The sequence below is a fragment of the Georgenia ruanii genome, from assembly GCF_009193175.1.
GTDB lineage: Bacteria > Actinomycetota > Actinomycetes > Actinomycetales > Actinomycetaceae > Georgenia > Georgenia ruanii.
This window is the reverse complement of the sequence record NZ_VUKE01000001.1, coordinates 276,546-298,094: the sequence shown is the minus strand read 5'-3', so window position 1 is coordinate 298,094 and position 21,549 is coordinate 276,546. Positions and strand designations below refer to the sequence as shown.

General features: G+C 74.0%; 21 protein-coding genes. 14 read left to right on the top strand and 7 right to left on the bottom strand.

Annotated elements, in window-relative coordinates:
- Positions 1–42: 42 nt before the first annotated feature.
- The gene (locus GD880_RS01425; RefSeq protein WP_152229835.1) at positions 43–1,542 is read left to right on the top strand and encodes a purine-cytosine permease family protein; all 1,500 of its coding nucleotides are present in this window, start codon (positions 43–45) and stop codon (positions 1,540–1,542) included.
- 90 nt (positions 1,543–1,632) lie between these two features.
- Here GD880_RS01425 and GD880_RS01420 read toward each other — a convergent pair whose 3' ends face one another.
- The 3 genes from GD880_RS01420 to GD880_RS01410 all read right to left on the bottom strand — a co-directional run bounded on the left by GD880_RS01420 (position 1,633) and on the right by GD880_RS01410 (position 6,427).
- The gene (locus GD880_RS01420) at positions 1,633–2,667 is read right to left on the bottom strand and encodes a TerC family protein (RefSeq protein WP_152229834.1); all 1,035 of its coding nucleotides are present in this window, start codon (positions 2,665–2,667) and stop codon (positions 1,633–1,635) included.
- 245 nt (positions 2,668–2,912) lie between these two features.
- The gene (locus GD880_RS01415) at positions 2,913–4,199 is read right to left on the bottom strand and encodes a glycosyltransferase (protein ID WP_152229833.1); all 1,287 of its coding nucleotides are present in this window, start codon (positions 4,197–4,199) and stop codon (positions 2,913–2,915) included.
- Positions 4,196–6,427 (bottom strand): glycoside hydrolase domain-containing protein, encoded by a 2,232-nt coding sequence (locus GD880_RS01410; protein WP_152229832.1) that lies wholly within the window; start codon positions 6,425–6,427, stop codon positions 4,196–4,198. Before GD880_RS01410 ends, GD880_RS01415 begins: the two co-directional genes overlap by 4 nt.
- Positions 6,428–6,680: 253 nt before the next feature.
- Between GD880_RS01410 and GD880_RS01405 the strand changes: the two genes are divergently transcribed.
- A complete protein-coding gene (locus tag GD880_RS01405) occupies positions 6,681–7,706 on the top strand; it encodes a threonine aldolase family protein (RefSeq protein ID WP_152229831.1) in 1,026 nt (341 codons plus the stop codon).
- A gap of 85 nt (positions 7,707–7,791) precedes the next feature.
- Here the strand turns inward: GD880_RS01405 and GD880_RS01400 are convergent, their stop codons facing one another.
- Positions 7,792–8,202: a VOC family protein gene (locus GD880_RS01400; protein WP_152229830.1), complete on the bottom strand. Its 411-nt coding sequence runs from the start codon at positions 8,200–8,202 to the stop codon at positions 7,792–7,794.
- Between the two features lie 173 nt (positions 8,203–8,375).
- Here GD880_RS01400 and GD880_RS01395 point away from each other — a divergent pair, with 173 nt between their 5' ends.
- Entirely contained in the window at positions 8,376–9,293 is a 918-nt protein-coding gene (locus GD880_RS01395) for a GNAT family N-acetyltransferase (protein WP_405002709.1), read from the top strand.
- 105 nt (positions 9,294–9,398) lie between these two features.
- Here GD880_RS01395 and GD880_RS01390 read toward each other — a convergent pair whose 3' ends face one another.
- Positions 9,399–9,896, bottom strand: a complete 498-nt coding sequence (locus GD880_RS01390) for a VOC family protein (protein ID WP_226909293.1) — start codon at positions 9,894–9,896, stop codon at positions 9,399–9,401.
- 8 nt (positions 9,897–9,904) lie between these two features.
- Here GD880_RS01390 and GD880_RS01385 point away from each other — a divergent pair, with 8 nt between their 5' ends.
- Together GD880_RS01385 and GD880_RS01380 are read left to right on the top strand one after the other, a co-directional pair.
- Positions 9,905–10,168 carry a hypothetical protein gene (locus tag GD880_RS01385; RefSeq protein WP_152229829.1) on the top strand — a complete coding sequence of 88 codons (264 nt, stop codon included), beginning with the start codon at positions 9,905–9,907 and terminating at the stop codon, positions 10,166–10,168.
- Positions 10,169–10,178: 10 nt separating this feature from the next.
- A complete protein-coding gene (locus GD880_RS01380; protein ID WP_152229828.1) occupies positions 10,179–11,654 on the top strand; it encodes a CoA transferase in 1,476 nt (491 codons plus the stop codon).
- A gap of 1 nt (position 11,655) precedes the next feature.
- On the opposite strand, the gene GD880_RS01375 is transcribed toward GD880_RS01380, so the two are convergent.
- Positions 11,656–12,651: an aldo/keto reductase gene (locus GD880_RS01375; protein WP_152229827.1), complete on the bottom strand. Its 996-nt coding sequence runs from the start codon at positions 12,649–12,651 to the stop codon at positions 11,656–11,658.
- A gap of 284 nt (positions 12,652–12,935) precedes the next feature.
- On the opposite strand from GD880_RS01375, the gene GD880_RS01370 reads away from it, so the two are divergent.
- The 5 genes from GD880_RS01370 to GD880_RS20175 all read left to right on the top strand — a co-directional run bounded on the left by GD880_RS01370 (position 12,936) and on the right by GD880_RS20175 (position 16,872).
- Entirely contained in the window at positions 12,936–13,217 is a 282-nt protein-coding gene (locus tag GD880_RS01370) for an HU family DNA-binding protein (protein WP_152202168.1), read from the top strand.
- A 186-nt stretch (positions 13,218–13,403) separates the two neighbouring features.
- Positions 13,404–14,186: a glucosamine-6-phosphate deaminase gene (gene nagB, locus GD880_RS01365; RefSeq protein WP_152229826.1), complete on the top strand. Its 783-nt coding sequence runs from the start codon at positions 13,404–13,406 to the stop codon at positions 14,184–14,186.
- 104 nt (positions 14,187–14,290) lie between these two features.
- Positions 14,291–14,665 (top strand): DUF3039 domain-containing protein, encoded by a 375-nt coding sequence (locus GD880_RS01360; RefSeq protein WP_152229825.1) that lies wholly within the window; start codon positions 14,291–14,293, stop codon positions 14,663–14,665.
- Positions 14,662–16,494, top strand: a complete 1,833-nt coding sequence (locus GD880_RS01355; protein ID WP_152229824.1) for a DEAD/DEAH box helicase — start codon at positions 14,662–14,664, stop codon at positions 16,492–16,494. Before GD880_RS01360 ends, GD880_RS01355 begins: the two co-directional genes overlap by 4 nt.
- A 222-nt stretch (positions 16,495–16,716) precedes the next feature.
- Positions 16,717–16,872 (top strand): hypothetical protein, encoded by a 156-nt coding sequence (locus GD880_RS20175; RefSeq protein ID WP_193314307.1) that lies wholly within the window; start codon positions 16,717–16,719, stop codon positions 16,870–16,872.
- 189 nt (positions 16,873–17,061) lie between these two features.
- On the opposite strand, the gene GD880_RS01350 is transcribed toward GD880_RS20175, so the two are convergent.
- The gene (locus GD880_RS01350; RefSeq protein WP_152229823.1) at positions 17,062–18,429 is read right to left on the bottom strand and encodes a nicotinate phosphoribosyltransferase; all 1,368 of its coding nucleotides are present in this window, start codon (positions 18,427–18,429) and stop codon (positions 17,062–17,064) included.
- Positions 18,430–18,564: 135 nt separating this feature from the next.
- Here GD880_RS01350 and clpS point away from each other — a divergent pair, with 135 nt between their 5' ends.
- From clpS to GD880_RS01330, 4 genes are read left to right on the top strand one after another with little or no spacing between them, the layout of a single operon-like run.
- The gene (gene clpS / locus GD880_RS01345) at positions 18,565–18,894 is read left to right on the top strand and encodes an ATP-dependent Clp protease adapter ClpS (RefSeq protein WP_152229822.1); all 330 of its coding nucleotides are present in this window, start codon (positions 18,565–18,567) and stop codon (positions 18,892–18,894) included.
- The gene (locus GD880_RS01340) at positions 18,895–19,584 is read left to right on the top strand and encodes a DUF2017 family protein (RefSeq protein ID WP_152229821.1); all 690 of its coding nucleotides are present in this window, start codon (positions 18,895–18,897) and stop codon (positions 19,582–19,584) included.
- 11 nt (positions 19,585–19,595) lie between these two features.
- Positions 19,596–20,420 (top strand): glutamate racemase, encoded by an 825-nt coding sequence (gene murI, locus GD880_RS01335; RefSeq protein WP_152229820.1) that lies wholly within the window; start codon positions 19,596–19,598, stop codon positions 20,418–20,420.
- The gene (locus tag GD880_RS01330) at positions 20,417–21,211 is read left to right on the top strand and encodes an MBL fold metallo-hydrolase (protein ID WP_152229819.1); all 795 of its coding nucleotides are present in this window, start codon (positions 20,417–20,419) and stop codon (positions 21,209–21,211) included. Before murI ends, GD880_RS01330 begins: the two co-directional genes overlap by 4 nt.
- Positions 21,212–21,549: the final 338 nt, after the last annotated feature.

Sequence of the window (21,549 nt, the reverse complement as noted above, 5' to 3'; positions counted from 1 at the left end):
ATTCTGTTCACGTGTCGATCTCACTCCTGAAGGGCCTGCGCCATGACGACGACGTCTTCGCATGACTCGGCATCTATCCACGATCTTGAGCAACAGCTCCAACCCATCCCCGAGAGCGCCCGCACGACCAGGGTCTCGGGGCAGTTCTGGATCTGGTGCGGCGCCAACATCGCGCCGATCAACTGGGTGCTCGGTGCCCTCGGCGTCGGCCTCGGGCTCGGGCTGGCCGACACGCTCATCGTGCTGATCCTGGGCAACCTCATCGGGATGGCGCTCTTCGGCCTCTTCGTCCTCATGGGCCAGAAGACCGGGGTGACCGGGATGGTGCTCTCCCGGGCGGCGTTCGGGCGGCGCGGCAACTACCTGCCGGCGTGCATCCAGGCCGCGCTCTCCATCGGGTGGAGCGCGGTCAACACGTGGATCATCCTCGACCTCGTCATGGCGCTGCTCGGCAAGATCGGCCTCGTCGACCCGGCCGCGCACAACTACGCCGCCAAGATCCTCGTCGCGGCGTTCCTCATGACCGTCCAGGTGGCGATCTCCTGGAAGGGATACCGGGCGATCGCGGCCTTCGAGCGGTGGACCGTCCCGCCGACCATCGCGATCCTGATCCTGATGTCCGTGGTGGCGTGGTTCTTCCTCGACATCGACTGGTCCTACGCCGGGCCCGACGGCGCCATCCTCACCGGCGGGTCCCGGCTGGCCGCGATGACCGCCATCATGACGGCCATCGGCATCGGCTGGGGGATCACCTGGTTCACCTACGCGGCGGACTACTCCCGCTTCGTCAGCCGCACCATGCCCCGGCACAAGCTCTACCTGGCCAGCACGTTGGGCCAGTTCCTCCCCGTGGTGTGGCTCGGCGTGCTCGGGGCCACGCTGGCCACGAAGAACGGCACCGTCGACCCGGGGCAGCTGATCGTGGAGAACTACGGGGCGCTGGCGATCCCGGTGCTGCTGCTGGTCCTGCACGGACCGATCGCCACGAACATCCTCAACATCTATACCTTCTCCGTGGCCACCCAGGCCCTGGACGTCAAGATCCCTCGCCGCACGCTCAGCGTCCTGGTCGGCGTGCTGGCCATGCTCGTGGTGATCTTCTTCATCTTCCAGGAGAACTTCGCCGAGGTGCTCGACACCTGGCTGATCGGGCTGGTCGCCTGGGTGGCGACCTGGGGCGGCATCATGCTGGTGCACTACTACCGCATCGAGCGCCAGGCCGTGCGGGTGGACCGGTTGTTCGACGCGCCCGGCACCCGCCGTCTCCCGGACCTGAACTGGGCGGCCTACGTGGCGTTCTTCGTGGGGGTGTTCTGCACCTGGCTGTTCATGTACGGCCTGCTGCCGGCCTTCCAGGGGCCGATCGCGACGGCGATGGGCGGCGTCGACCTGAGCTGGCTCGCCGGCGGGGTCGCCGCTGCGGCCGTGTACGCCGCGCTTGGTCCGATCGCCGCGGCGAAGTACACCGAGGGCGCCCTCGCGGCCGCCCCGGCGGCCACGCCGGTCGCGGACACCGCCGGCGGCACGGAGACGATGGCCTGACCCGCACCGCACGACGGCGAGGGCCGCCTCCGCGAGGGAGGCGGCCCTCGCCGTCGGGGCGGGCAGCGCCGTGCGGCCAGTGCGACGGGATCAGTGGCCGCCGCGCTCGGCCTCCGGCGCCCCCGCCGTGGCGGCGAGCCGGGCGTCCTTCTTGTTCTTCCAGAGGCTCGCCACGACCGTGACGGCCAGGACGCCGACGATCCAGCCCAGCGAGACGGCGATGGTCGGCTCGGGCAGCCCGTGCCAGGGCTGGCCGCCGTTGATGAACGGCACCGCGTTCTCGTGCAGGGCGTGGATGACGAGCTTGACGCCGATGAAGCCGAGGATCGCGGCCAGGCCGTAGTGCAGATAGACGAGCCGGTCGAGCAGGCCGTCGATGAGGAAGTACAGCTGGCGCAGGCCCAGCAGGGAGAACGCGTTCGCCGCGAACACCAGGTACGGCTCCTGGGTGAGGCCGAAGATCGCCGGGATCGAGTCGACGGCGAACATCAGGTCGGCGGTGCCGATGGCGAGGATGGTGATCAGCAGCGGGGTGAGGTACCGCGTGCCGCCCTCGCGGTGGAACAGCTTGCCGCCCTCGAAGCCGTCGGTGACCGGGAAGACGCGGCGCACGCCGCGGACCAGGGCGTTCTCGTGGTACTCGTCGGCGTCGTGGTGCTCGGGCTTCTCCACGCCCTGCTTGGCCTGGGCGTAGGCGGTGTAGATGAGGAAGGCGCCGAACAGGTAGAACACCCAGGCGAACTCGCTGATCACCGCCGCGCCGACGGCGATGAAGAGGGCGCGCATGACCAGGGCCATGACGATGCCCCACATGAGCACCTTCTGCTGGTACTCCCGCGGCACCTTGAACGCCGCGATGATGATGACGAAGACGAACAGGTTGTCCACCGAGAGGCTCTTCTCGGTGACGTAGCCGGCGAAGTACTCGCCGGCGTAGCCCGAGCCCCAGGCGGCCCAGACGATGAAGCCGAACACGACGGCCATGGCGATGTAGGCGAGCGACCACCAGGTCGCCTCCTTGAGGCTGGGCGCGTGCGGCTTGCGCACGTGCCCCATGAGGTCGACGGCGATCATCGCGACGATGATGCCGCCGAGCACGATCCAGGCGAGCGCGGAAACGTCCACAGGTCCTCCGGTACGTCGGGTCGATCAGGTACCGGAGGTCTCTTCCGCCCCGCGCGGCCGCGTGGCGTGCGGCCGTGGGACTGGTGGCGCCGAGCGGACGTCGTCAACCGCTGTGCTGACGGCTGCCACCGAGTGGGAGTACTCCCCTCCGCCGTCGAGGGTATCGGGACGTTCCCGTCGCCCGCCACACCTGCGCGTCACTCGGTGCGGAGATGCTGCTCTCAGCCCGTGAGGACACGCCACGGTCAGCCGACCTCGGCCACCTCCTGGGGCAGCCGGGCGAACATCCGGTCGAAGACCTCGGCCCGGTCGAACTGCAGCGCGTGGGCCCGGGCCCGCCGCTCCCAGGCCACGCGCTCGGCGGGGGAGAGGTCGAGCACGGCGCGGTCCAGGGCCGCGGCGAGGGCGCCGGGGTCCTCCACCGGCACGATGAGCGCGCAGTCCGCGACGGCCTCGCCGATCCCGCCGGTGTCCGTGGTGATGACCGGGCCGCCGCCGGCGAGCATCTTCTCCACCAGCGCGATGCCGAACGTCTCGACGAACTCCGGCCGCGGCTTGCTCGGCAGCACGTAGGCGGCGCTGCCGGCCATGAGGTAGGGCTTCTCCTCGTCCGAGACGTCGTCGAGGAAGGTGATGCGCTCGGCCGCCCCGGAGGCCGCCGCCGCCGCGCGCAGCTCGGCCGCCTCGGGCCCGCGGCCGGCGACGACCAGCCGCACGTGGTCGCGGGCGCGGCTGCGCGCGAAACCGGCGATGAGGTCGTCGACCCCCTTGGCGCGCGCCAGCCGGGAGAGGAACAGCACGTAGCCGCCCGCCTCCAGGCCGCGGCGGGCCAGGTGCGCCTCGACCGCGCCCGGGTCGAGGTCGAGGTAGGCGCCGGTGTCGATGGCGGGGTAGGAGATGCCGATGCGCTCGCGGCAGCGCCGGGCGAAGTCGGTGCCGTGCCGGGCGTCGATGTGGGCGGCCTCGGCCACGATGAGGTCGCGGGTGTACTCCGAGACGGCCAGGCACACGTCCTGGCTCAGGTAGCTCGAGAGCACGTGCGCCGCGGCACCGAAGCGGTCCTCCTCCACGCACGCGCGGACCACGTTGGTCACGTCCGAGCCGACCGCCTCGGCGATCGTCGTGACGTCGACCGGCAGCCCGGTGTCGCGGGCGACGCGCACGGCGTCGGCGACGGCGACCGTGTGCGGGCTGAGGTACAGCGAGAGGCACACCGTGGGCACGCCGTCGGTGAAGAGCTCGACGAGCCGGCCGGTGAGGCCGGCGAGGTAGCGCCCGTCCGGCACCTTGTAGTCCCCGACCGGCGCGGGCCGCTCGACGACGATCCCCTCCCGGTAGGGCAGCACCCGATCCAGCGGCTTGAGCGGCAGCCCGGCCGCCTCGAGCCGGTCGATCGGCCAGGTGACGATGCGCACCTCGTCGAACCCGCGGTCCAGGGCGGCCTCGGCGAGGTTGCGGGCCTCGCCGGAGTGGCCGCAGATGACGGGGTCGGCGCGCACGACGATGACCAGGCGGCGGTCGGGCTGGGTCATGCGGGTACCTCCGATGCGGGGGTGGTCGGGGTGATTCTGCCGGGGTGCGACGGCGGGCGCGGCGTCGATCCCCAGCCGGTCGGGGTCGGCCCCAGCGCGATCTCGAGCCGGCCGCCGCGGCGCAGCTCGGCCCCGGTGAGCCAGCCCCGCTCGAGCGGGGCGCCGTTCAGGCGCACGTCGCGCACGTACTGCGCCGGCCCGTCCGGCTCGGGCGGGACGAACCCGGTCGTGTCGATGCTGAGCACCTCCGGGCCGATGGTGATCTCGGCGTGCTCGTGCGCCGGCGCGTTGACCAGCACGAGGTTCTGGCCGGCCACGGGGAACAGCCCCAGCGAGGCCCACACGTACCACGAGCTCAGCCCGCCGGAGTCGTCGTTGCCGGGCAGGCCGCCGCGGCCGGTGCCGAAGCGTTGGTGGACGACGGCGTGGACCACCTCCGCCGTCCGGTCCGGGCGACCGGCGTACTGGTAGGCCCACGGGGCCTCCATGTCCGGCTCGTTGTTGAGCCCCTCGAACCGGTCGAGCGCGTAGCCGCGGGCCAGCTCCTCGGCGCCGGGGTGCACGCCGGGCAGGGGCACCGGCGCCGCCCCGAACCCGAAGAACCGGTCGAGGAGGGCGACGAACGCCGCGTCGCCGCCGGCCAGGCCGATCCGGGCGGCCATGTCGTGCACGAGCCGGAAGGAGTAGTTCCACCGCCCGCCCTCGTAGAAGGTCGAGTCGTGCAGCAGTCCCGTGCCGGGGTCGAAGGCGTTGACCCAGTGGCCGGCGAGCCGCTCGAGCTCCTCCGCCAGGGTGCGGTCGCCCACGTGGCGCGCCACCTTCGCGGTGCACCAGTACCCCATGGCCAGGTCGAGGGTGTGGCTGATCGGGTGGGCCAGGCCGCGCAGGAGGAAGTCCTCGCCGTAGTCGCGGCGCAGGTCGATGTGCATCAGCGCCAGCGCCCAGTCCCAGTCGATGCCGGGCAGCCCGAGCTCGCAGAGGTCCGCGAGCAGGGTGTGCGCGAGGGCGCTGCCCTGCCGGCTGAACCGGTCGGCGCCCTTGGCCATCCGGTAGCCGATGGGCAGGTTGCCCTCCTCCTCGCAGACGGTCAGCAGCGCGCGGGCCAGCTCGACGGCGCGCTCGGGCACCAGCGCGGTCAGCAGCGGCAGCTGGGTGCGGTAGATGTCCCACATGGTGCTGACGTCGAAGGCGAACGGGCCCGGCCCGGGCCAGAAGGGGCTCTCCGCCGGGGCCAGGCACGGCTTGACGAGGGAGTGGTACAGGGCGGTGGAGAACACGGTCTTGCGCTCGGGGTTGGGGGCGTCCACCCGCACGAGGTCGAGGTGCTCGCGCCACGCCCGCGTCGTCGCCTCCCGGCGGTCGGCGAAGCTGGTGGGCCCGGGCCCGCAGTCACGGTAGAGGTTGTCGCGGGCCTGCTCGGCCCCGCGCAGGGAGAAACCGAAGCGCAGCTCCACGCTCTGCCCGGCCCGGGTGGGGCCGGCCCACATGAGGCCGAACGGGCGCAGGGTGGTGGGCCGGATGGAGTCGAAGTCCAGCCGGGTGCCGCCGGGCATGAGGCGCCGGTCGTACCACAGCAGCTGGCGCCACTGGTCGGCGTCGCACTCGACGTGGACGGCGAGCGGCGCGCCCTCGACGACGGTCTCGCCCTGGGCCGCCCCCGGCCCGACGGACTGCAGGTACGCGCGCAGCGGGACGGTGCTGCCGAAGGGGATCTGCAGGCCGCCGTGGGAGAAGTCGACGACGAGCCGGGCGTCGCGGTGGCGGGGGAAGGTGTAGCGGTGGACGGCGCTCTTGGGGCCGACCGTCACCTCGCACCGGATGCCCGTGTCCAGCGTGGCGGCGTACCAGCCCGGCGCGGCCTCCTCCTCGTGCAGCGCCCAGGAGGTGCCGAGGGCGTCGAGCGGCTCGAGCATCGGCGAGACGCGGAAGTAGTTGTAGTACTTGCGGATCGCCCCGGTGCCGGACTGCTGGAAGTGGGTGAGGCCGGAGGCGAGCTGGCGGTCGTGGATCGGCGCGGGCACCCCCTCGGTGCTCAGCTCGTAGCGGCCGTAGCCGGTGGGGTAGGCGCCGGAGTAGGCGCAGGCGGAGACCATGCCGAGGGGGAAGGTCGCCCCGGGATGGGTGTTGCCGATCTGCGGCTTGGGCGACCACCACGTCGCGGCCAGCCCGACGGGCGTGGGCAGGTCGGTCGGCTCGGTCCCGATGAACGGGTCGACCGCACCAGTCATGAGCGCCCCCTTTTCGCGGTGTCCCGCATGTCACTTGGCGGCACACTATGGCCGGAACCTGTCCGTGTCGTGACGGAAATGCCAACACCGGACGGTGCTGTCGCTGGCCCAGGGCTCGGAGCCGCCGTGCCCGGGGCCCGGAGCCGCCGTGCCCGGGGCCCGGAGCCGCCGTGCCCGGGGCTCGGAGCCGCCGGCCGGACATCCGTCGCCGCCCCCGGTTCGAGGCCGCCGCGCCGACGGAGAGAATACGTCCATGACGCGTGGATTCCTCTCCGACAACTCCTCCGGCGCGCACCCCGCCGTGCTCGCCGCCCTGGCCGCCGCGAACGAGGGCCACGCGCCCTCCTACGGCGCCGACCCGATCACCGCGGCGCTGGAGGAGCGGGTCCGGGACCTGTTCGGCCCGCACGCGCAGGTCTTCCCCGTCTTCAACGGCACCGGCGCCAACGTCCTCGCGCTCAAGGCGCTGCTGCGGCCATGGGAGGCGGCCGTCGCGACGGCCGAGTCGCACATGGTCACCGATGAGTCCACCGCGCCGCAGCTGGTCGGCGGCATGCGCCTGGTCACCGTCCCCGCCGTGGCCGGCAAGGCCACCCCCGCGTTGCTCGCCCCGGCCTTCGACGCCGACGACGGCACCGTCCACCACGCCCGGCCCGCCGCGCTCACCGTCGCCCAGAGCACCGAGCTGGGCACCACCTACACGGTCGCCGAGCTCGGCGAGCTCACCGCCTTCGCGCGGGCGCGCCAGGCCCGGGTCCACGTCGACGGCGCCCGCCTCGCCAACGCCGCCGCCCGCCTCGGGACGAGCCTGCGGGCCCTGACCACCGACGCCGGCGTCGACGTCGTCTCCTTCGGCGCGACGAAGAACGGGGCGCTGCTCGGCGACGCCGTCATCGTCCTCGCGCCCGACCTGGCCGAGCCGGTCAACCGGCTGCGCAAGGCCGCCACCCAGCTGGCCTCGAAGATGCGCTTCGTCTCGGCCCAGCTGCTCGCCCTGCTCACCGACGACCTGTGGCGGCGCAACGCCGCCCACGCCAACGCCGCCGCGGACCTGCTCGCCGCGCGGCTGCGGGAGCTGGGCGTCGCACCGGTGTACCCGGTCGAGGCCAACGCCGTCTTCATCCCCGTCCCGCCGGCGGAGCTTCCCGCCGTCGTGGCCGAGGCGCCGGTGCTGGCCTGGGACGCCCGCGCCGCGGTGGTGCGCGCCGTCGCCTCCTTCGACACCACCGAGCAGGACGTCGACGCGCTCGTCGCCGTGCTCGCGCGGCACCTGGGGTAGGTCGCCCGGGGCGTCGGTGTCTCGTCGCCGAGGTCACGAGCGTCCCGGCCCTCACGATGGCGGGACTTCGCCGTGCTGCGTCGCGCTACTCCGAGCCCGCCAGGGCGGCGGCCCGCTCCTCCGGGGACATCAGGACGCAGAACTCGTTGCCCTCCGGGTCCGCGAAGACGACCCATCCCGTTCCGGGACCGTACTGCCCACGACGGTCCGCCAGCTCTCGCGCACCCAGCCGGCGAACCCGGTCGACCTCCTCGTCCCGGGTGCCGGCCCGGGGCCGGAGGTCGAGGTGGATGCGATTCTTGACGACCTTGTCCTCCGGAACCTCGATGAACAAGAGCCGGTGCCCGCCGTCCGGGTCGACGATCATGCACTCCTCGTCGCCCGGGTTGTTCGGGTCGTCCGCGAGGTCGACGTAGCCCAGGAGCCCTTTCCACCACTCGCTCAGGTCGTAGGCGTTGGCACAGTCGATGGTGGTGTGCGAGACGAAGGAGGTCACGCGGGTCAGCCTGGTCCGACGGGCCGCGGCCGGCAACTACCCACGCGCCGCCGACGGACGCCCACCCGGCGCCCCATCCACTGGGCCGACGTGATATCACCGCCAGCTCCATGGAATTGTTGCGAATGTGGGCTACGGTGCACATCTCGGCACCCGCTCCTCCCGGAAACCCCATGGGTGTTTCTCATTGGCGCGCCTGCGAGGCGGGAGGGCGGTCATTTTTCAGTTGTCGCGCCCTGCCGTGGTCCACCGAAATCGGCTGGCAGCCCGGACACGAACTCAGCCACTATGCGCGTGTGGATGAACGCAGTCGCCTACTCGCGTCGTACGACGAACAGTTGCGGACCGAAGCGGAGACACCGAGCGCGGTCAAGGTGACCGCTCTTGGTCCGGTGCGGCTCGTGACGTTCGCAGGTGGCCGCGGCTTCGTTACCTACCAAGACCTCGGCGGAGCCGATGCCGGCGCGATCGATCGGCTGGTGCGCGCAGCGCTCGCGCACTACCGAGCGGACCCCGAAATCGGGCGGGTGGAATGGAAGACGCGGGCGCACGACGACGCGCCGGGACTGCACCAGAGCCTCCTTCGGCACGGGTTCGTCCCAGAGGAGCAGGAATCGATCATGATCGGCCCCGCGCAGCGACTTGCGGTCGACGTTCCTCTGCCGGACGGCGTCAGGCTGCGGCGGGCCGCCGAGGAGAGTGACGTTCGCGCTATGAGCGCGATGAGCGCGCAGGCTTTTGGTGACTCTGCCGTCGAGGCAGAGGCGATGGCCACCGCCTTGCTCGTCCGGCTCGCCCGTGATGACGGCATGGAGCTCTGGGTCGCCGAGGCAGCCGGGCACATCGTCTCCGCCGGGCGCCTCGAGCCGGTCCCCGGGACGGACTTTGCGGGCATCTGGGGAGGCGTGACGCTCAGGGAGTGGCGGGGTCGCGGGATCTATCGCGCCCTGACCGCGGCCCGGGCCCGTTCGGCGCTCCGCATGGGCAAGACCCTCATCAACAGCGACTCCACGGAGTACTCGCGACCCATCCTGGAAAGATCTGGCCTTCTGAAGGTGTCCACGACGACGCCGTACCTCTGGCGTCGCTGAGCGGATCCGACGTCGTGGGGCTGGCGTCTGCCGGCCGCCACGTCCCAGGTCAACGCAGCCAGGTCAACGGCTGAGTAGGTTCCCTGCTTCCTTGCGGAGAATGGCTCAGATGGTCAGGCTCTGCGCCGCCATCCATTCAGGATCCGGGTCGACGGGCTGCACGACTTCCACAACAAGTCCTTCGGGCCCGGCCACCTGGAACCGGCGCTGGCCCCAGGGCTCTGTCACGAGCGGCTTGAGGACGGTGACGCCTCCGGCCACCATCTGCGCGTGCTGGCTGTCGACATCCGCGACCAGGAAGGCGAGCATCGCCCCGCGGACTGGTTCGGCCGGCCGCGGCCACGTTTCGTGGTCCTGCTGGACGAAGTCAACGCGCAAGTCTTCGCGGTCTGGGTGCTGGGTACTCACGTACCAGCCGAGGTCCACCAGCACCCGGAAGCCAAGGTTCTGAGTGAGCCAGGCGCCCGCCGCGGTCGGGTTCGTCACCGCGAATGCCGCGCCAATGTGTGTCACCTGCATGGAATCCTCCGTATCGGCTTTCCAATCACGCAGTGCGCCGTGCCAGCAGATTTTAGAGCCCAAGGGTTCGCTGCTGTCACGCACGTGCTTCCGTGGCCGACGTGCAGACCATTCTTGCCCCGTGGAATGCAGCGGGTATCGAGTTCCGCCGGCATGGCGTAGCGCATCGATACCGCCCCTTCAATGAGCGCTCCGCGTGGCTGACCTTCGAGCCCCGGCGCCTGCGGGTGTACGGCTCGAAGGTGCTCGCCCCCGGCCTCGGGATCGCGCCGGCCGCCGCCGCCGGCGCGGCCCTTTGGTTGGCGGCCCTCGGCGCGCTCGCGGCGGTGGTGTTCCGGCGGCGGGACGTGGTGTAAGCAAGGCGCCATGACCACCTACGACACGCCGGGCCGCCCGGAGCCGACGGCGCAGTGGCCGGAGCTGTCGAGCGCCCCGGCCCTCCGGTCCGACGACGCCGCCGCAGTCGTCACGGTCACCGGTCCGCGCCGCATCTGGGGCGGCCCGCTCGACGTCGAGGCCCTCGCGGTGGGCAGTGTCCGCGAGGCCGCCCGGGCCACCGCCGCGCTCGCGGACCGTCGCGGCGTCCCCCACCGGTTGTCCCTCGACAGCCGGCACGTCGCCGCCGCGTTCGACGACTTCCGCCACCTCCGGGTCGCCGGCCGCGCCCCGGAGGCGTGGGCACCGCTGTCGACGTTCTACCCCGCGGCCGACGGCTGGGTGCGCGTGCACGCCAACTACCCCCACCACCGTCGGGCGCTGCTCGCCGCCCTGGGCGTGCCGGCCGACCAGGCCGACGACGGCGCCGCCCGCGCCGCGGTGGCCGCCGCCGTGGCGGCCCTGCCCGCCCACACCGTGGAGACCCGGGTGCGCGCCGCCGGCGGCGTCGCCGCGGCGCTGCGCACCCCCGCGCAGTGGCGCGCCCACGAGCACGGCCGCCTCGTTCCCGATCAGCCGCTGGTCGACGTCGCGCGCACCGAGGCGCCGGGACCGGCGCTGGCGAGCACCGACGGGCCGCCGCTCGCCGGGCTGCGCGTCCTCGACCTCACCCGGGTCCTCGCCGGCCCGACCGCCACCCGGCTCCTCGGCGCCCTGGGGGCCGACGTGCTGCGCATCGACCCGCCGGACAACCCCGAGCTGCCCGACCAGCACCTCGACACCGGGTTCGCCAAGCGCTCGGCCGTGGCCGACCTGACCGACCCGACGGCCCGGCGCCGGCTGGACGATCTGCTCGCCGCCGCGGACGTCCTCGTCACCGGCTACCGACCCGGTGCGCTCGCCGGGCTCGGCCTGGACGCCGAGGCGGTCCTCGCCCGCCGGCCCGGCCTCGTCGTCGCGGAGCTGTCCGCGTGGGGGCCGACCGGTCCATGGGGTCGGGAGCGGGGCTTCGACAGCATCGTGCAGGTCGCCACCGGCATCGCCCACGTCTACGGGACGAGGGTAGGGGGCCCGGCGGGGAGACAGGACCGGGCGGCGCAGGAGGGCCCGGCGTGGCGGCCGGGCGCGCTGCCGGTGCAGGCCCTCGACTTCGCCACCGGCTACCTCGTGGCCGCCGCCGTCATGCGGCTGCTCGCCGGGCGGGCCGACCGCGGCGGCGGTGTCGCCCGGGTCGCCCTCGCCCGCGTCGCCGCGGAGCTGCTGGGCCTGGGCGCGCCGGCGGGGGAGGAACCGCCAGCCGAGCCCGGGGCGACGCCGGGGGCCGATGCGGCGCCCCCGCCGCTGCGCCGGTGCGCCTCGGCCTTCGGCGACCTCGAGTACGTGCCCCCGCCCCTCGCCGTCGACGGTGCGCCGCTGGACTACCCCGCCCCGCCGGCGCCGTACGGCTCGGCCGCCCTGGAGTGGTAGCTCACCAGCGGGCGTGCACCTGCTCGCGGATGCGCGCGTCGTAAAGCTCCTCGACGGCGGCGAGGAGCTCGGGCGACAGCGCCGGCAGCGCGGCGGCCGCGGCGTTGCGCCGCGCCTGCTCGGGCGTGCGGGCCCCCGGGATCACCGTGCTGACCCCGGCCTGCTGGACCACCCAGCGCAGGGCGACCTGCGCCGGGGTGGCGCCCGCCGGGCCGAGGTCGGCGACGAGCCGGGCGAACTCCTGCGCGGCGTCGACGCCGGTGTCGTAGTCCACCCCCGCGAAGGTCTCCCCGACGTCGAAGGCGCTGCCGTCGCGGTTGAAGCTGCGGTGGTCGGAGGCGGCGAACCGGGTGTCGTGGCGGTACCGGCCGGTGAGCAGCCCGGAGGCGAGCGGCACGCGCGCGATGATGCCGACCCCGCGCGCGGAGGCCGTCGGTAGCACCTCCTCGAGCGGCTTGCGCCGGAAGACGTTGAGGATGATCTGGACCGTCGCGAGGTTCGGGTGGGCCATGGCCGCAAGCGCCTCGGCGCTGGTCTCCACGCTCACGCCGTAGGCGGCGATGCGCCCCTCCGTCACCAGGGCCTCCAGCGCCTCGAAGACGGCGTCGCTGGCGTGCACGGCGGAGGGCGGGCAGTGCAGCTGGACCAGGTCGAGCCGGTCGACGCCCAGGTTGCGACGGGAGCGGTCCGTCCACGCCCGGAACGCCTCGAGGTGGTAGGCCGCCGGCACCTGCGCCACCCGCCGCCCCATCTTCGTGGCCACTGTGACGCCCAGGCCGGGGTTGTCCCGCAGGAACCCGCCGATGATCAGCTCGCTGCGCCCGTCGCCGTAGACGTCCGCGGTGTCGAAGAAGGTCACGCCGGCCTCCGCCGCCGCGGCCAGCACGCCCCGGGCGGTGGCCTCGTCCACCTCGCCCCAGTCGGCCCCGAGCTGCCACGTTCCGAGCCCCACCACCGAGACCTGCCGGCCGGTGCGGCCGAGCGTGCGCTGCTCCATGTCGTCTCCTCTCGCGCGACCAACGCCGCGCCGTCACTTTCCGAGCGAGGCACCATCCTGCCCCGCTCGGCGCGACGCGCCGCGGCCGGGCGCGGCGCGCCGGTTTGGCGGCAGGTGCTGCCGAAGTGGCGCCCGGAAGCCTCCGACGGGGCCGCGAAGGCTCGCAAACCGCGTGGACACGCCGGAAAATCGGCGCGTGAAAGCGACAACTTCGCCGACCGGTGCGTAATGTCTGGGCGCAGCGGCGCCGAAACGCAGCGCCCGAACCGAACGAGAGGGTTTCCATGTCCGTCAACCGCACCGAGCTCGTCGCCGCCGTCGCCGAGCGCTCCTCGCTCACCAAGTCGCAGGCCGACGCCGCTCTGTCGGCGCTGCAGGAGGTCCTGGTCGACTCCCTGAGCAAGGGTGAGCCCGTCAAGGTGACCGGTCTGCTGAGCGTCGAGCGTGTCGAGCGCGCCGCCCGTACCGGCCGCAACCCCCGTACCGGCGAGGAGATCCAGATCCCCGCGGGCTACGGCGTCAAGATCTCCGCCGGCTCGGCCCTGAAGAAGGCCGTCGCCAAGTGACGTCGCGCTGACGCGCCGGGGACGGGCAGGGCCGCGGGCCCTGCCCGTCCCCGTATCCCCGGCGCGGCCCGTGCCGCGGCCCGTGCCGGGAGGGGGACGGGACGACCAGGCGTGCGAGCGGGGCGGGGGACCGCGGGACCGGGCCGTCGAGCGGGACAGGGATCAACGGACGAGGAGGAGGCAGGCGTGGAGGTCGTCATCGAGCCCCCCGGGGTCATCGCGGCGCTGGTCGCCGACGCCGTCGAGGGGCTGCTGGCCGCCAAGCCGGAAGCCGTCCTCGGCCTGGCCACGGGGTCCAGCCCCCAGGCGGTCTACGACGAGCTCGCCCGCCGCTGCGCCGCCGGACGCCTCTCCTTCGCCCGGGCCCGGGCGTTCATGCTCGACGAGTACGTGGGCCTGCCCGCCGACCACCCCGAGCGCTACCGCAACGTCATCGACCGCGACTTCGCCGCGCGGGTCGACATCGCCCCCGGCGCCGTCCACGGCCCGGACGGCACCGCCGACGACCTGCCCGCCGCATGCGCTGCCTACGAGGCCACCATCGCCGCCGCCGGCGGGGTCGACCTGCAGCTGCTGGGCATCGGCACCGACGGGCACATCGGGTTCAACGAGCCGGGCTCCTCGCTGGCCTCGCGCACCCGCCTCAAGACCCTGACCACCCAGACCCGCGCGGACAACGCCCGCTTCTTTGGTGGCGACGTCGGCCGGGTGCCGCGCCACTGCCTCACCCAGGGCCTGGCGACGATCATGTCCGCGCGCCACCTCGTCCTCGTCGCCACCGGCGCCGGCAAGGCCGAGGCCGTGCACCACCTCGTCGAGGGCCCGGTCAGCGCCATGTGGCCGGCGACGATCATGCAGCACCACCCGCACGCCACCGTCCTCGTCGACGACGCCGCCGCCTCCCGCCTGCAGCTGGGCGCCTACTACCGCGAGGTCTTCGCGGGCAAGCCCGCCTGGCAGGGGCTGTGAGCCGGCCGGCCGGCGGAGGGTCCGACGCGCGCCGGCCGAGGGGCGCGCCACACGCCCCACGACACACGGACGTCAGCAGGGCGGGCGTGCTTAGACTGACTGCCATGAGTTCGACGACCCCCGACCAGCCCACCGGCCCCCAGCCCGCCTCGCCGTCCACGCAGCCGGCCGCCGGGACCGGTGTGCTCGAGCGCGAGGAGCTGCGCGAGCAGGTCTCCCCGGGGGACGAGGAGCGCTACGCCCACTATGTGCGCAAGGACAAGATCACCGCGTCGGCCGTGACCGGGCAGCCCGTCGTCGCGCTGTGCGGGAAGGTCTGGACGCCGGGGCGCGACCCCAAGAAGTACCCGGTCTGCCCCACGTGCAAGGCCATCTACGAGGGCATGAACCCCGGCGGGGGCGAGGGAGGCAAGGGCCGCGGCTGGCCCTTCGGTCGCGGCCGTGGCCGTGACAACGCCTCCTCGGGAAGCGGGGAGTGAGCGCCCCGCACCAGCGCAGGACGTCGACGCCCCCCACCGGTCCCACGGTCGTCTCCACGGCCGCGGCCGAGCAGCTCTCGCCCGCCTTCCCGGCGCGCGCGGCCTGGGGGACGGCGTCGCGCCTGCGCGCCTGGCAGGCCGAGGCCCTCCAGCTCTACCTGGACAACGAGCCCCGGGACTTCCTCGCCGTCGCCACCCCCGGCGCCGGCAAGACGACCTTCGCGCTGCGCATCGCCACCGAGCTCTTGGCCCGGGGGATCGTGCGGCGCGTGACGGTGGTGTGCCCCACCGAGCACCTCAAGACCCAGTGGGCCGACGCCGCCGCCCGGGTCGGGATCCAGATCGACCCGAACTTCAAGAACGCCCAGGGCCGGCACGGCGCCAGCTTCGACGGCGTCGCGCTCACCTACGCCCAGGTGGCCGCCAACCCCGCCCTGCACCACAACCGCACCACCGCCGAGCCCACGCTCGTCATCCTCGACGAGGTCCACCACGGCGGGGACGCCCTGAGCTGGGGCGACGCCGTGCGGGAGGCGTTCGAGCCGGCCCGGCGCCGGCTGTCGCTGACGGGCACCCCGTTCCGCTCGGACACCGCCGCCATCCCGTTCGTCGAGTACGAGCGCGACGGCGACGGCATCCGCCGCTCCAAGGCCGACTACTCCTATGGCTACGGCGACGCCCTGCGCGACGGCGTCGTGCGCCCGGTCATCTTCCTCAGCTACTCCGGCCAGATGCGCTGGCGCACCCGCGCCGGCGACGAGGTCGCCGCCCAGCTCGGCGAGCCGCTGACCAAGGACATGATGAACCAGGCCTGGCGCACCGCGCTGGACCCCAAGGGCGAGTGGATCCCCGCCGTCCTCTCCGCCGCCGACCAGCGCCTGAGCGAGGTGCGCCGCTCCGTGCCCGACGCCGGCGGGCTGGTCATCGCCACCGACCAGAACGCCGCGCGCGCCTACGCCAAGACGCTGCGCTCCATCACCGGCGAGCCCGCCGTCGTCGTCCTGTCCGACGACGAGGGCGCCAACCAGCGCATCGAGGACTTCGCCGCCGGGGAGCAGCGGTGGATGGTGGCGGTGCGCATGGTCTCCGAGGGCGTCGACGTCCCACGCCTCGCCGTCGGCGTCTACGCCACCGCGACGGCCACCCCGCTGTTCTTCGCCCAGGCCGTGGGCCGGTTCGTGCGGGCCCGCCGCCGGGGCGAGACGGCCTCGGTGTTCCTGCCCTCCGTCGCCCACCTGCTCGGCCTGGCCAACGAGCTCGAGGTGGAGCGCGACCACGCCCTCGACCGGGTGAAGACCGCCGAGGAGAAGGGCACGTTCTTCATGCCCGAGGACGCCCTGGTCGCCGCGGCCAACCGGGAGGAGAAGGCCTCCGGCGAGCTCACCCTGCCCGGCTTCGAGGCGCTCGAGGCCCAGGCGACCTTCGACAAGGTCCTCTTCGACGGCGGCGAGTTCGGCACCGGCGCGGAGGTGGGCTCCGTCGAGGAGCAGGAGTACCTGGGCCTGCCCGGGCTGCTCGACCCCGAACAGGTGACCGCGCTGCTGCGCGCCCGCCAGGCCGAGCAGGTCAAGGCGCAGAAGCGGCAGGCCAAGGCGCAGGCCGCCCGGCACCAGAACGCCGGGGTGGACGACCACCGTCGCCGCGCCGCCGCGCGCAAGGAGCTCAACTCCCTGGTCTCGGCGTGGTCGCGACGCTCGGGCAAGCCGCACGGGGTGGTGCACACCGAGCTGCGCAGCCGATGCGGCGGGCCGGAGGTGGCGCTGGCGCGCACCGAGGAGATCGAGGCGCGCATCAGCCTGTTGCGCAAGTGGTTCGTCGGCCGCAGCTGAGCCGCCGACGCCCTCGCCGACCCTCACCTCGCCGGCCCTGACCGGGGCCACCCGCGTCCGAGTCGGCAGGAAACCGGTGAGCGGACGGTACCGCTAGCACGGACCTCGAACGACGGTCAAGACCCTTCCGGATGCGCACCGGCCCGAGCGCTGCCACCCTCTGAGCAGGCGAAACACGTCCTGGCCGGCACGGTGCCGGTCTGCTCAGCGAAGGAGGACCACATGTCCCTCTGGCTCATCCTCATCATCGTCGGCGTCGTCATGCTCATCCTCGGCGTCGCGGTCTCGGCGGCGAAGGTGCTCATCTGGATCGGTATCGCCCTCGTGGTGATCTCGCTGATCATGACCCTGGTCAACCGCGGCAAGACACGGGTCTGACCCGAGCGGACGACGGCGCGGCCTCCCACGTGGGAGGCCGCGCCGTCGTCGTTGCGCGGTCCGCCCAGGCGACGCCGCGGGGCGATCGGCGCCGGGCCGCCGGGCGGCCGGGCCGTCGGCCAGGGGCCGCGGGGCGGTCGGCCAGGGGCCGCGGGGCGGTCGGCGCCAGCGGCAGCCGGGCGGTGGGAGTCAGACCATGAACTCCGGCTCGTCCGCCTTCTCGAGGTCGATCATCCGGGTCGGGATGCCCGGCTCGCCCTCGCTCAGCCGCCAGGCGTCGTAGGGCAGCTCGGCGCGCGAGGCGAGGTGGCGGCGCTGCGCCGCGGCCAGCGCGTCCGGGCCTCGGTGCTCCTCGACGATCTGCCCGTCGCGCACCAGCGGCACCTGCAGCGGCCGGGCGCCGACGCGCTCGAGCTCGGCGAGCCCCTGCTCGACGCTCCCGCAGGCGACGACGAGCTCCTCGACGGCGCGGCCCTCACCGTCGCGCATCCGACCGGCCATCTTGAGGCCGCCGACGGAGGCCTTGGCCGCCGAGGCCTTGGCGACCTCCTCCATCCGGCCCGTGGCGTCCTCGCGGGCGACGAGCTTGTAGACCAGCTCCGCGGTGGGGTGGCCCGAGCCGGTGACGAGCCTGGTGCCCACCCCGTAGGAGTCGACGGGGGCGGCGCCCAGCGCCGCGATGGCGAACTCGTCGAGGTCGGAGGTGACGGTGATCCTGGTGCTCGGCGCGCCGAGGTCGTCGAGCTGCTGGCGCACGGTGAACGCCTGCGCGACGAGGTCGCCGGAGTCCAGGCGCACCGCGCCGAGCTCGCCGCCGGCGGCGCGGGCCGCGGCCACCGCCCGCTCGACGCCGCGGGGCACGTCGTAGGTGTCCACCAGCAGCGTGGTGCCCGGCCCCATGGTGGCGACCTGGGCGGCGAAGGCCGCCTCCTCGTCGTCGTGCACGAGGGTGAAGGAGTGCGCCGCGGTGCCGATGGCGCGGATCCCGTAGGACCGGCCGCCCTCGAGCACGGACGTGCCGACGAACCCGCCGACGACGGCGGCCCGGGCCGCGCCCACCGCCGCCCACTCGTGGGTGCGGCGTGCGCCCATCTCCAGGCATGGCCGGCCGTGCGCGGCGGTCGTCATCCGGGAGGCCGCGGCGGCGACGGCGCTGTCGTGGTTGAGGATGGACAGGATGACGGTCTCGAGGATGACGGCGTCGGCGAAGGTGCCCTGGACCGTGAGGATCGGCGAGCCCGGGAAGTAGCACTCGCCCTCGCCGTAGCCGAGGATCGAGCCGCGGAAGCGGTACTCGCGCAGGAAGTCCAGCGTCTCGTCGCCGACGATGCGCGCCCCGGCGAGGTAGTCGAGCTCGGCGGGCCCGAACCGGAACGCCTCGACCGCGTCGAGCACCCGGGCGGTGCCGGCGACCACGCCGTAGCGGCGCCCGCCGGGCAGGCGGCGGGTGAACACCTCGAACACGCTGCGCCGCTGGGCGGTGCCCGAGCGCATGGCGCCCTCGATCATGGTCAGCTCGTACATGTCGGTGAGCAGCGCGGTGCTGGCAGGTGGCATGGGCCCACGGTAGTGGCGCGCGCGGGCGGCGCGCAGACGCGGCCGCGGCGCGAACGCCCCGTGCACGGACGCGGCCGGCGCCGGCGCGCGGCGCGGTGGTACGCCCGGCCGAGCCGACTCCCTACAGTGGAGGACGTGAGTCCCGCCCCCGCCGTGCTGCCCCGACCCGGCACCGTCTCCGCCCCGGCCGAGCAGGAGGCGACGTCGTCGTCCCCGGCGGCGGTGCCGGACCGGGCCTGGCGCACGATCGTCTGGGACGACCCGGTGAACCTCATGAGCTACGTGACGTTCGTCTTCCAGACCTACTTCGGCTACGACGAGCCCACCGCGACCCGGCTGATGATGCAGGTGCACACCCAGGGCCGGGCGGTGGTCTCCCACGGCGCCCGCGAGCAGATGGAGGTGGACGTGCAGGCGATGCACTCCTACGGCCTGTGGGCCACCCTCGACCAGGAGGGGCAGTAGGTGCACGCCTTCGTCCCGGTCCCCGGCGGCCACGCCGCCCGGCTCGAGCCCGCCGAGCGCACCGTCGTCGCGCGGCTGGTCGCCGACACCGCCGAGCTGCTCGGCACCCGCCTGACGGAGGCCGGCTCGGGCGCCCCGGCCCGGCCCGGCTCGCCGCTGCCCGACCTGCTCTACGCCCAGGGCAGCCGCCTCACCGGGGACGACGCCGTGCTCGCCGCGCTCGACTTCGACCCCGCCGGCGACGACGCCCCCGACGCCCCGAAGGACCCCGCCCTGGCCCGGCTGCTGCCGCCGATGAGCCACGACGACCCCGCCCTGTCCGCCGAGCTGCGGTCGCTGACCGAGGACGCGCTGCGCACCGGGAAGGTCTCGCGGCTGGAGACGGTGTGGCGCGAGCTGTGCGTGCCGACCGGCCCGCAGGACGCCGTCGTCGTGCGCACCGGGCAGGAGGGCGCCTGGCTCGCGGCCCTGACCGACGTGCGGCTCGTGCTCGCCTCCCGCCTCGGCATCGAGGACGAGGACGACGCCGAGGAGGTCTACACCCGCGCCCGCCGACCCGGGCGGCTGCGCCGGCGCGAGCGCACCGACGACGAAGAGGTCACCGACGCCCTGGCGACCATGTACGCCGCCTTGACATGGTGGCAGGAGTCACTCCTGGACTCGATGCGGCGGCGTCGGCGCCCGCACTAGGCTCGGGCGCTGTGGACGATTCACCTATCGGGATATTCGACTCCGGAGTGGGCGGCCTGACCGTCGCCCGCGCGGTGATCGACCAGCTGCCCGGTGAGTCGATCCTCTACATCGGCGACACGGCCAACACCCCGTACGGGCCCAAGCCCATCGCCCAGGTGCGGGCGCTGGCGCTGGAGGTCATGGACCGCCTCGTCCTCTCCGGCGTGAAGATGCTCGTCATCGCCTGCAACTCCGCCTCCGCCGCGGTGCTGGCCGACGCCCGCGAGCGGTACGCCATCGACGCGGGCGTGCCGGTCGTCGAGGTCATCCGGCCGGCCGTGCGCCGCGCCGTCGCCGCCACCCGCACCAACAAGGTCGGTGTCATCGGCACCCGCGCCACCATCGACTCCGGCGCCTACCGCGACGCCTTCGCCGCCGCCCCGCAGCTGCAGCTGACCATGGCCGCGGCGCCGAAGTTCGTGGAGTTCGTCGAGCGCGGGGTCACCTCCGGCCCCGAGGTGCTGCGCGCCGCCGAGGAGTACCTCGCGCCGGTGCGCGACGCCGGCGTGGACACCCTCGTCCTCGGCTGCACCCACTACCCGCTGCTGACCGGCGTCATCAGCTACGTCATGGGCGAGGACGTCACGCTCGTCTCCTCCGCGGAGGAGACCGCCAAGGACGTCTACCGCACCCTGGTGGCCCACGACCTGGCCCGCGACGTCGACGCCGGCCCGCCCGAGCACCGCTTCCTCGCCACCGGGGACCCCGGCTCCTTCGCCCGGCTGGCGCGCCGCTTCCTCGGCCCGGAGGTCGCCGCCGTCCAGCCGGCCGACCAGTTGGAGGGCGTGCGGTGAGGCTCACGGTCGTCGGCTGCTCGGGCTCGATGTCCGGGCCCGCGTCCGCGGCGTCGTGCTACCTCGTGCAGGCCGACGGCCGCGGCGCCGACGGCCGCACCCGCACCTGGTCCGTGGTGCTCGACCTCGGCCCCGGCGCCATGGGCGCCCTGATGAACCACATCGACCCCGCCGACGTCGACGTGCTCGCGCTGTCGCACCTGCACGCCGACCACATGGTCGACATCATCGGCATGCAGGTCTACCGCCGCTGGCACCCCGACGGCGCCCTCGCCCCGCTGGCCGTGCACGCCCCCGCCGGCGCGCTCGAGCGGGTGCGTGCCGTGGGCGGGGACGACGCCGCCGAGGACTACGCCGGCGAGTTCACCTTCCTCGAGCACGACCCGGGCCGGGCGGTCCAGGTCGGGCCGATGCGCCTGCAGGTCTTCCCCGTACGCCACCCCGTGCCCGCCTACGGCATCCGGGTCACCGGGCCGAGCGACCGCGGCCCGGGCGAGGTGGCCCTCGCCTACACCGGCGACACCGACTCCTGCGAGGGCGTCGTCGACCTGGCCCGCGGCGCCGACCTGCTGCTCAGCGAGGCCGCGTTCCAGGAGGGGCGCGACACCGTGCGCGGCATCCACCTCACCGGCCGGCGCGCCGGTGAGGTCGCCGCCGCGGCGGGGGTCCGGCGCCTGGTCCTCACCCACCTGCAGCCCTGGACCGACCCCGACGTCGTGCGCGCCGAGGCGCACGAGGTCTACGCCGGGCCGGTCGACCTCGCCGCGCCCGGCGCCACCTGGACCCTGTAGGCCCTGCCCGGGCTCACACCCCGGGCGTCGACGAGGGACGCATCACACTCCACCCCGCACGCGCGACCGCGACGTGTCGTGGCCGACGCCCGGCGCGGCCCGGACCAGGGCGGCCTCCTCGGCCCGGGGATCCTCGGGCCGTCCAGGGCACGGCGCCCCGGCGATCCGGGGGAAACCGCGGTCCTGCCCGGGTCGGGCGCGGAGCGCGGGCGTCCTGGTCGACGACGCCGCGACGCCTCCCCGGCCGGTCGCCGGGACGGCCGTGGGGCGGCGCCGACGCGGACCGCCGCCCCGGTCCAGCCGCCGGCCCGGCCGACCGGGGCCGGCCGGGCGTGGGT

What these genes read in the sequence shown, in the direction of transcription:
- GD880_RS01425 (WP_152229835.1), top strand. Translation starts at nt 43, where the DNA reads ATGACGACGACGTCTTCGCATGACTCGGCATCTATCCACGATCTTGAG.
- GD880_RS01415 (WP_152229833.1), bottom strand. Translation starts at nt 4,199, where the DNA reads ATGACCCAGCCCGACCGCCGCCTGGTCATCGTCGTGCGCGCCGACCCC.
- GD880_RS01410 (WP_152229832.1), bottom strand. Translation starts at nt 6,427, where the DNA reads ATGACTGGTGCGGTCGACCCGTTCATCGGGACCGAGCCGACCGACCTG.
- GD880_RS01405 (WP_152229831.1), top strand. Translation starts at nt 6,681, where the DNA reads ATGACGCGTGGATTCCTCTCCGACAACTCCTCCGGCGCGCACCCCGCC.
- GD880_RS01395 (WP_405002709.1), top strand. Translation starts at nt 8,376, where the DNA reads ATGGGTGTTTCTCATTGGCGCGCCTGCGAGGCGGGAGGGCGGTCATTT.
- GD880_RS01380 (WP_152229828.1), top strand. Translation starts at nt 10,179, where the DNA reads ATGACCACCTACGACACGCCGGGCCGCCCGGAGCCGACGGCGCAGTGG.
- GD880_RS01375 (WP_152229827.1), bottom strand. Translation starts at nt 12,651, where the DNA reads ATGGAGCAGCGCACGCTCGGCCGCACCGGCCGGCAGGTCTCGGTGGTG.
- GD880_RS01370 (WP_152202168.1), top strand. Translation starts at nt 12,936, where the DNA reads ATGTCCGTCAACCGCACCGAGCTCGTCGCCGCCGTCGCCGAGCGCTCC.
- GD880_RS01360 (WP_152229825.1), top strand. Translation starts at nt 14,291, where the DNA reads ATGAGTTCGACGACCCCCGACCAGCCCACCGGCCCCCAGCCCGCCTCG.
- GD880_RS20175 (WP_193314307.1), top strand. Translation starts at nt 16,717, where the DNA reads ATGTCCCTCTGGCTCATCCTCATCATCGTCGGCGTCGTCATGCTCATC.
- GD880_RS01350 (WP_152229823.1), bottom strand. Translation starts at nt 18,429, where the DNA reads ATGCCACCTGCCAGCACCGCGCTGCTCACCGACATGTACGAGCTGACC.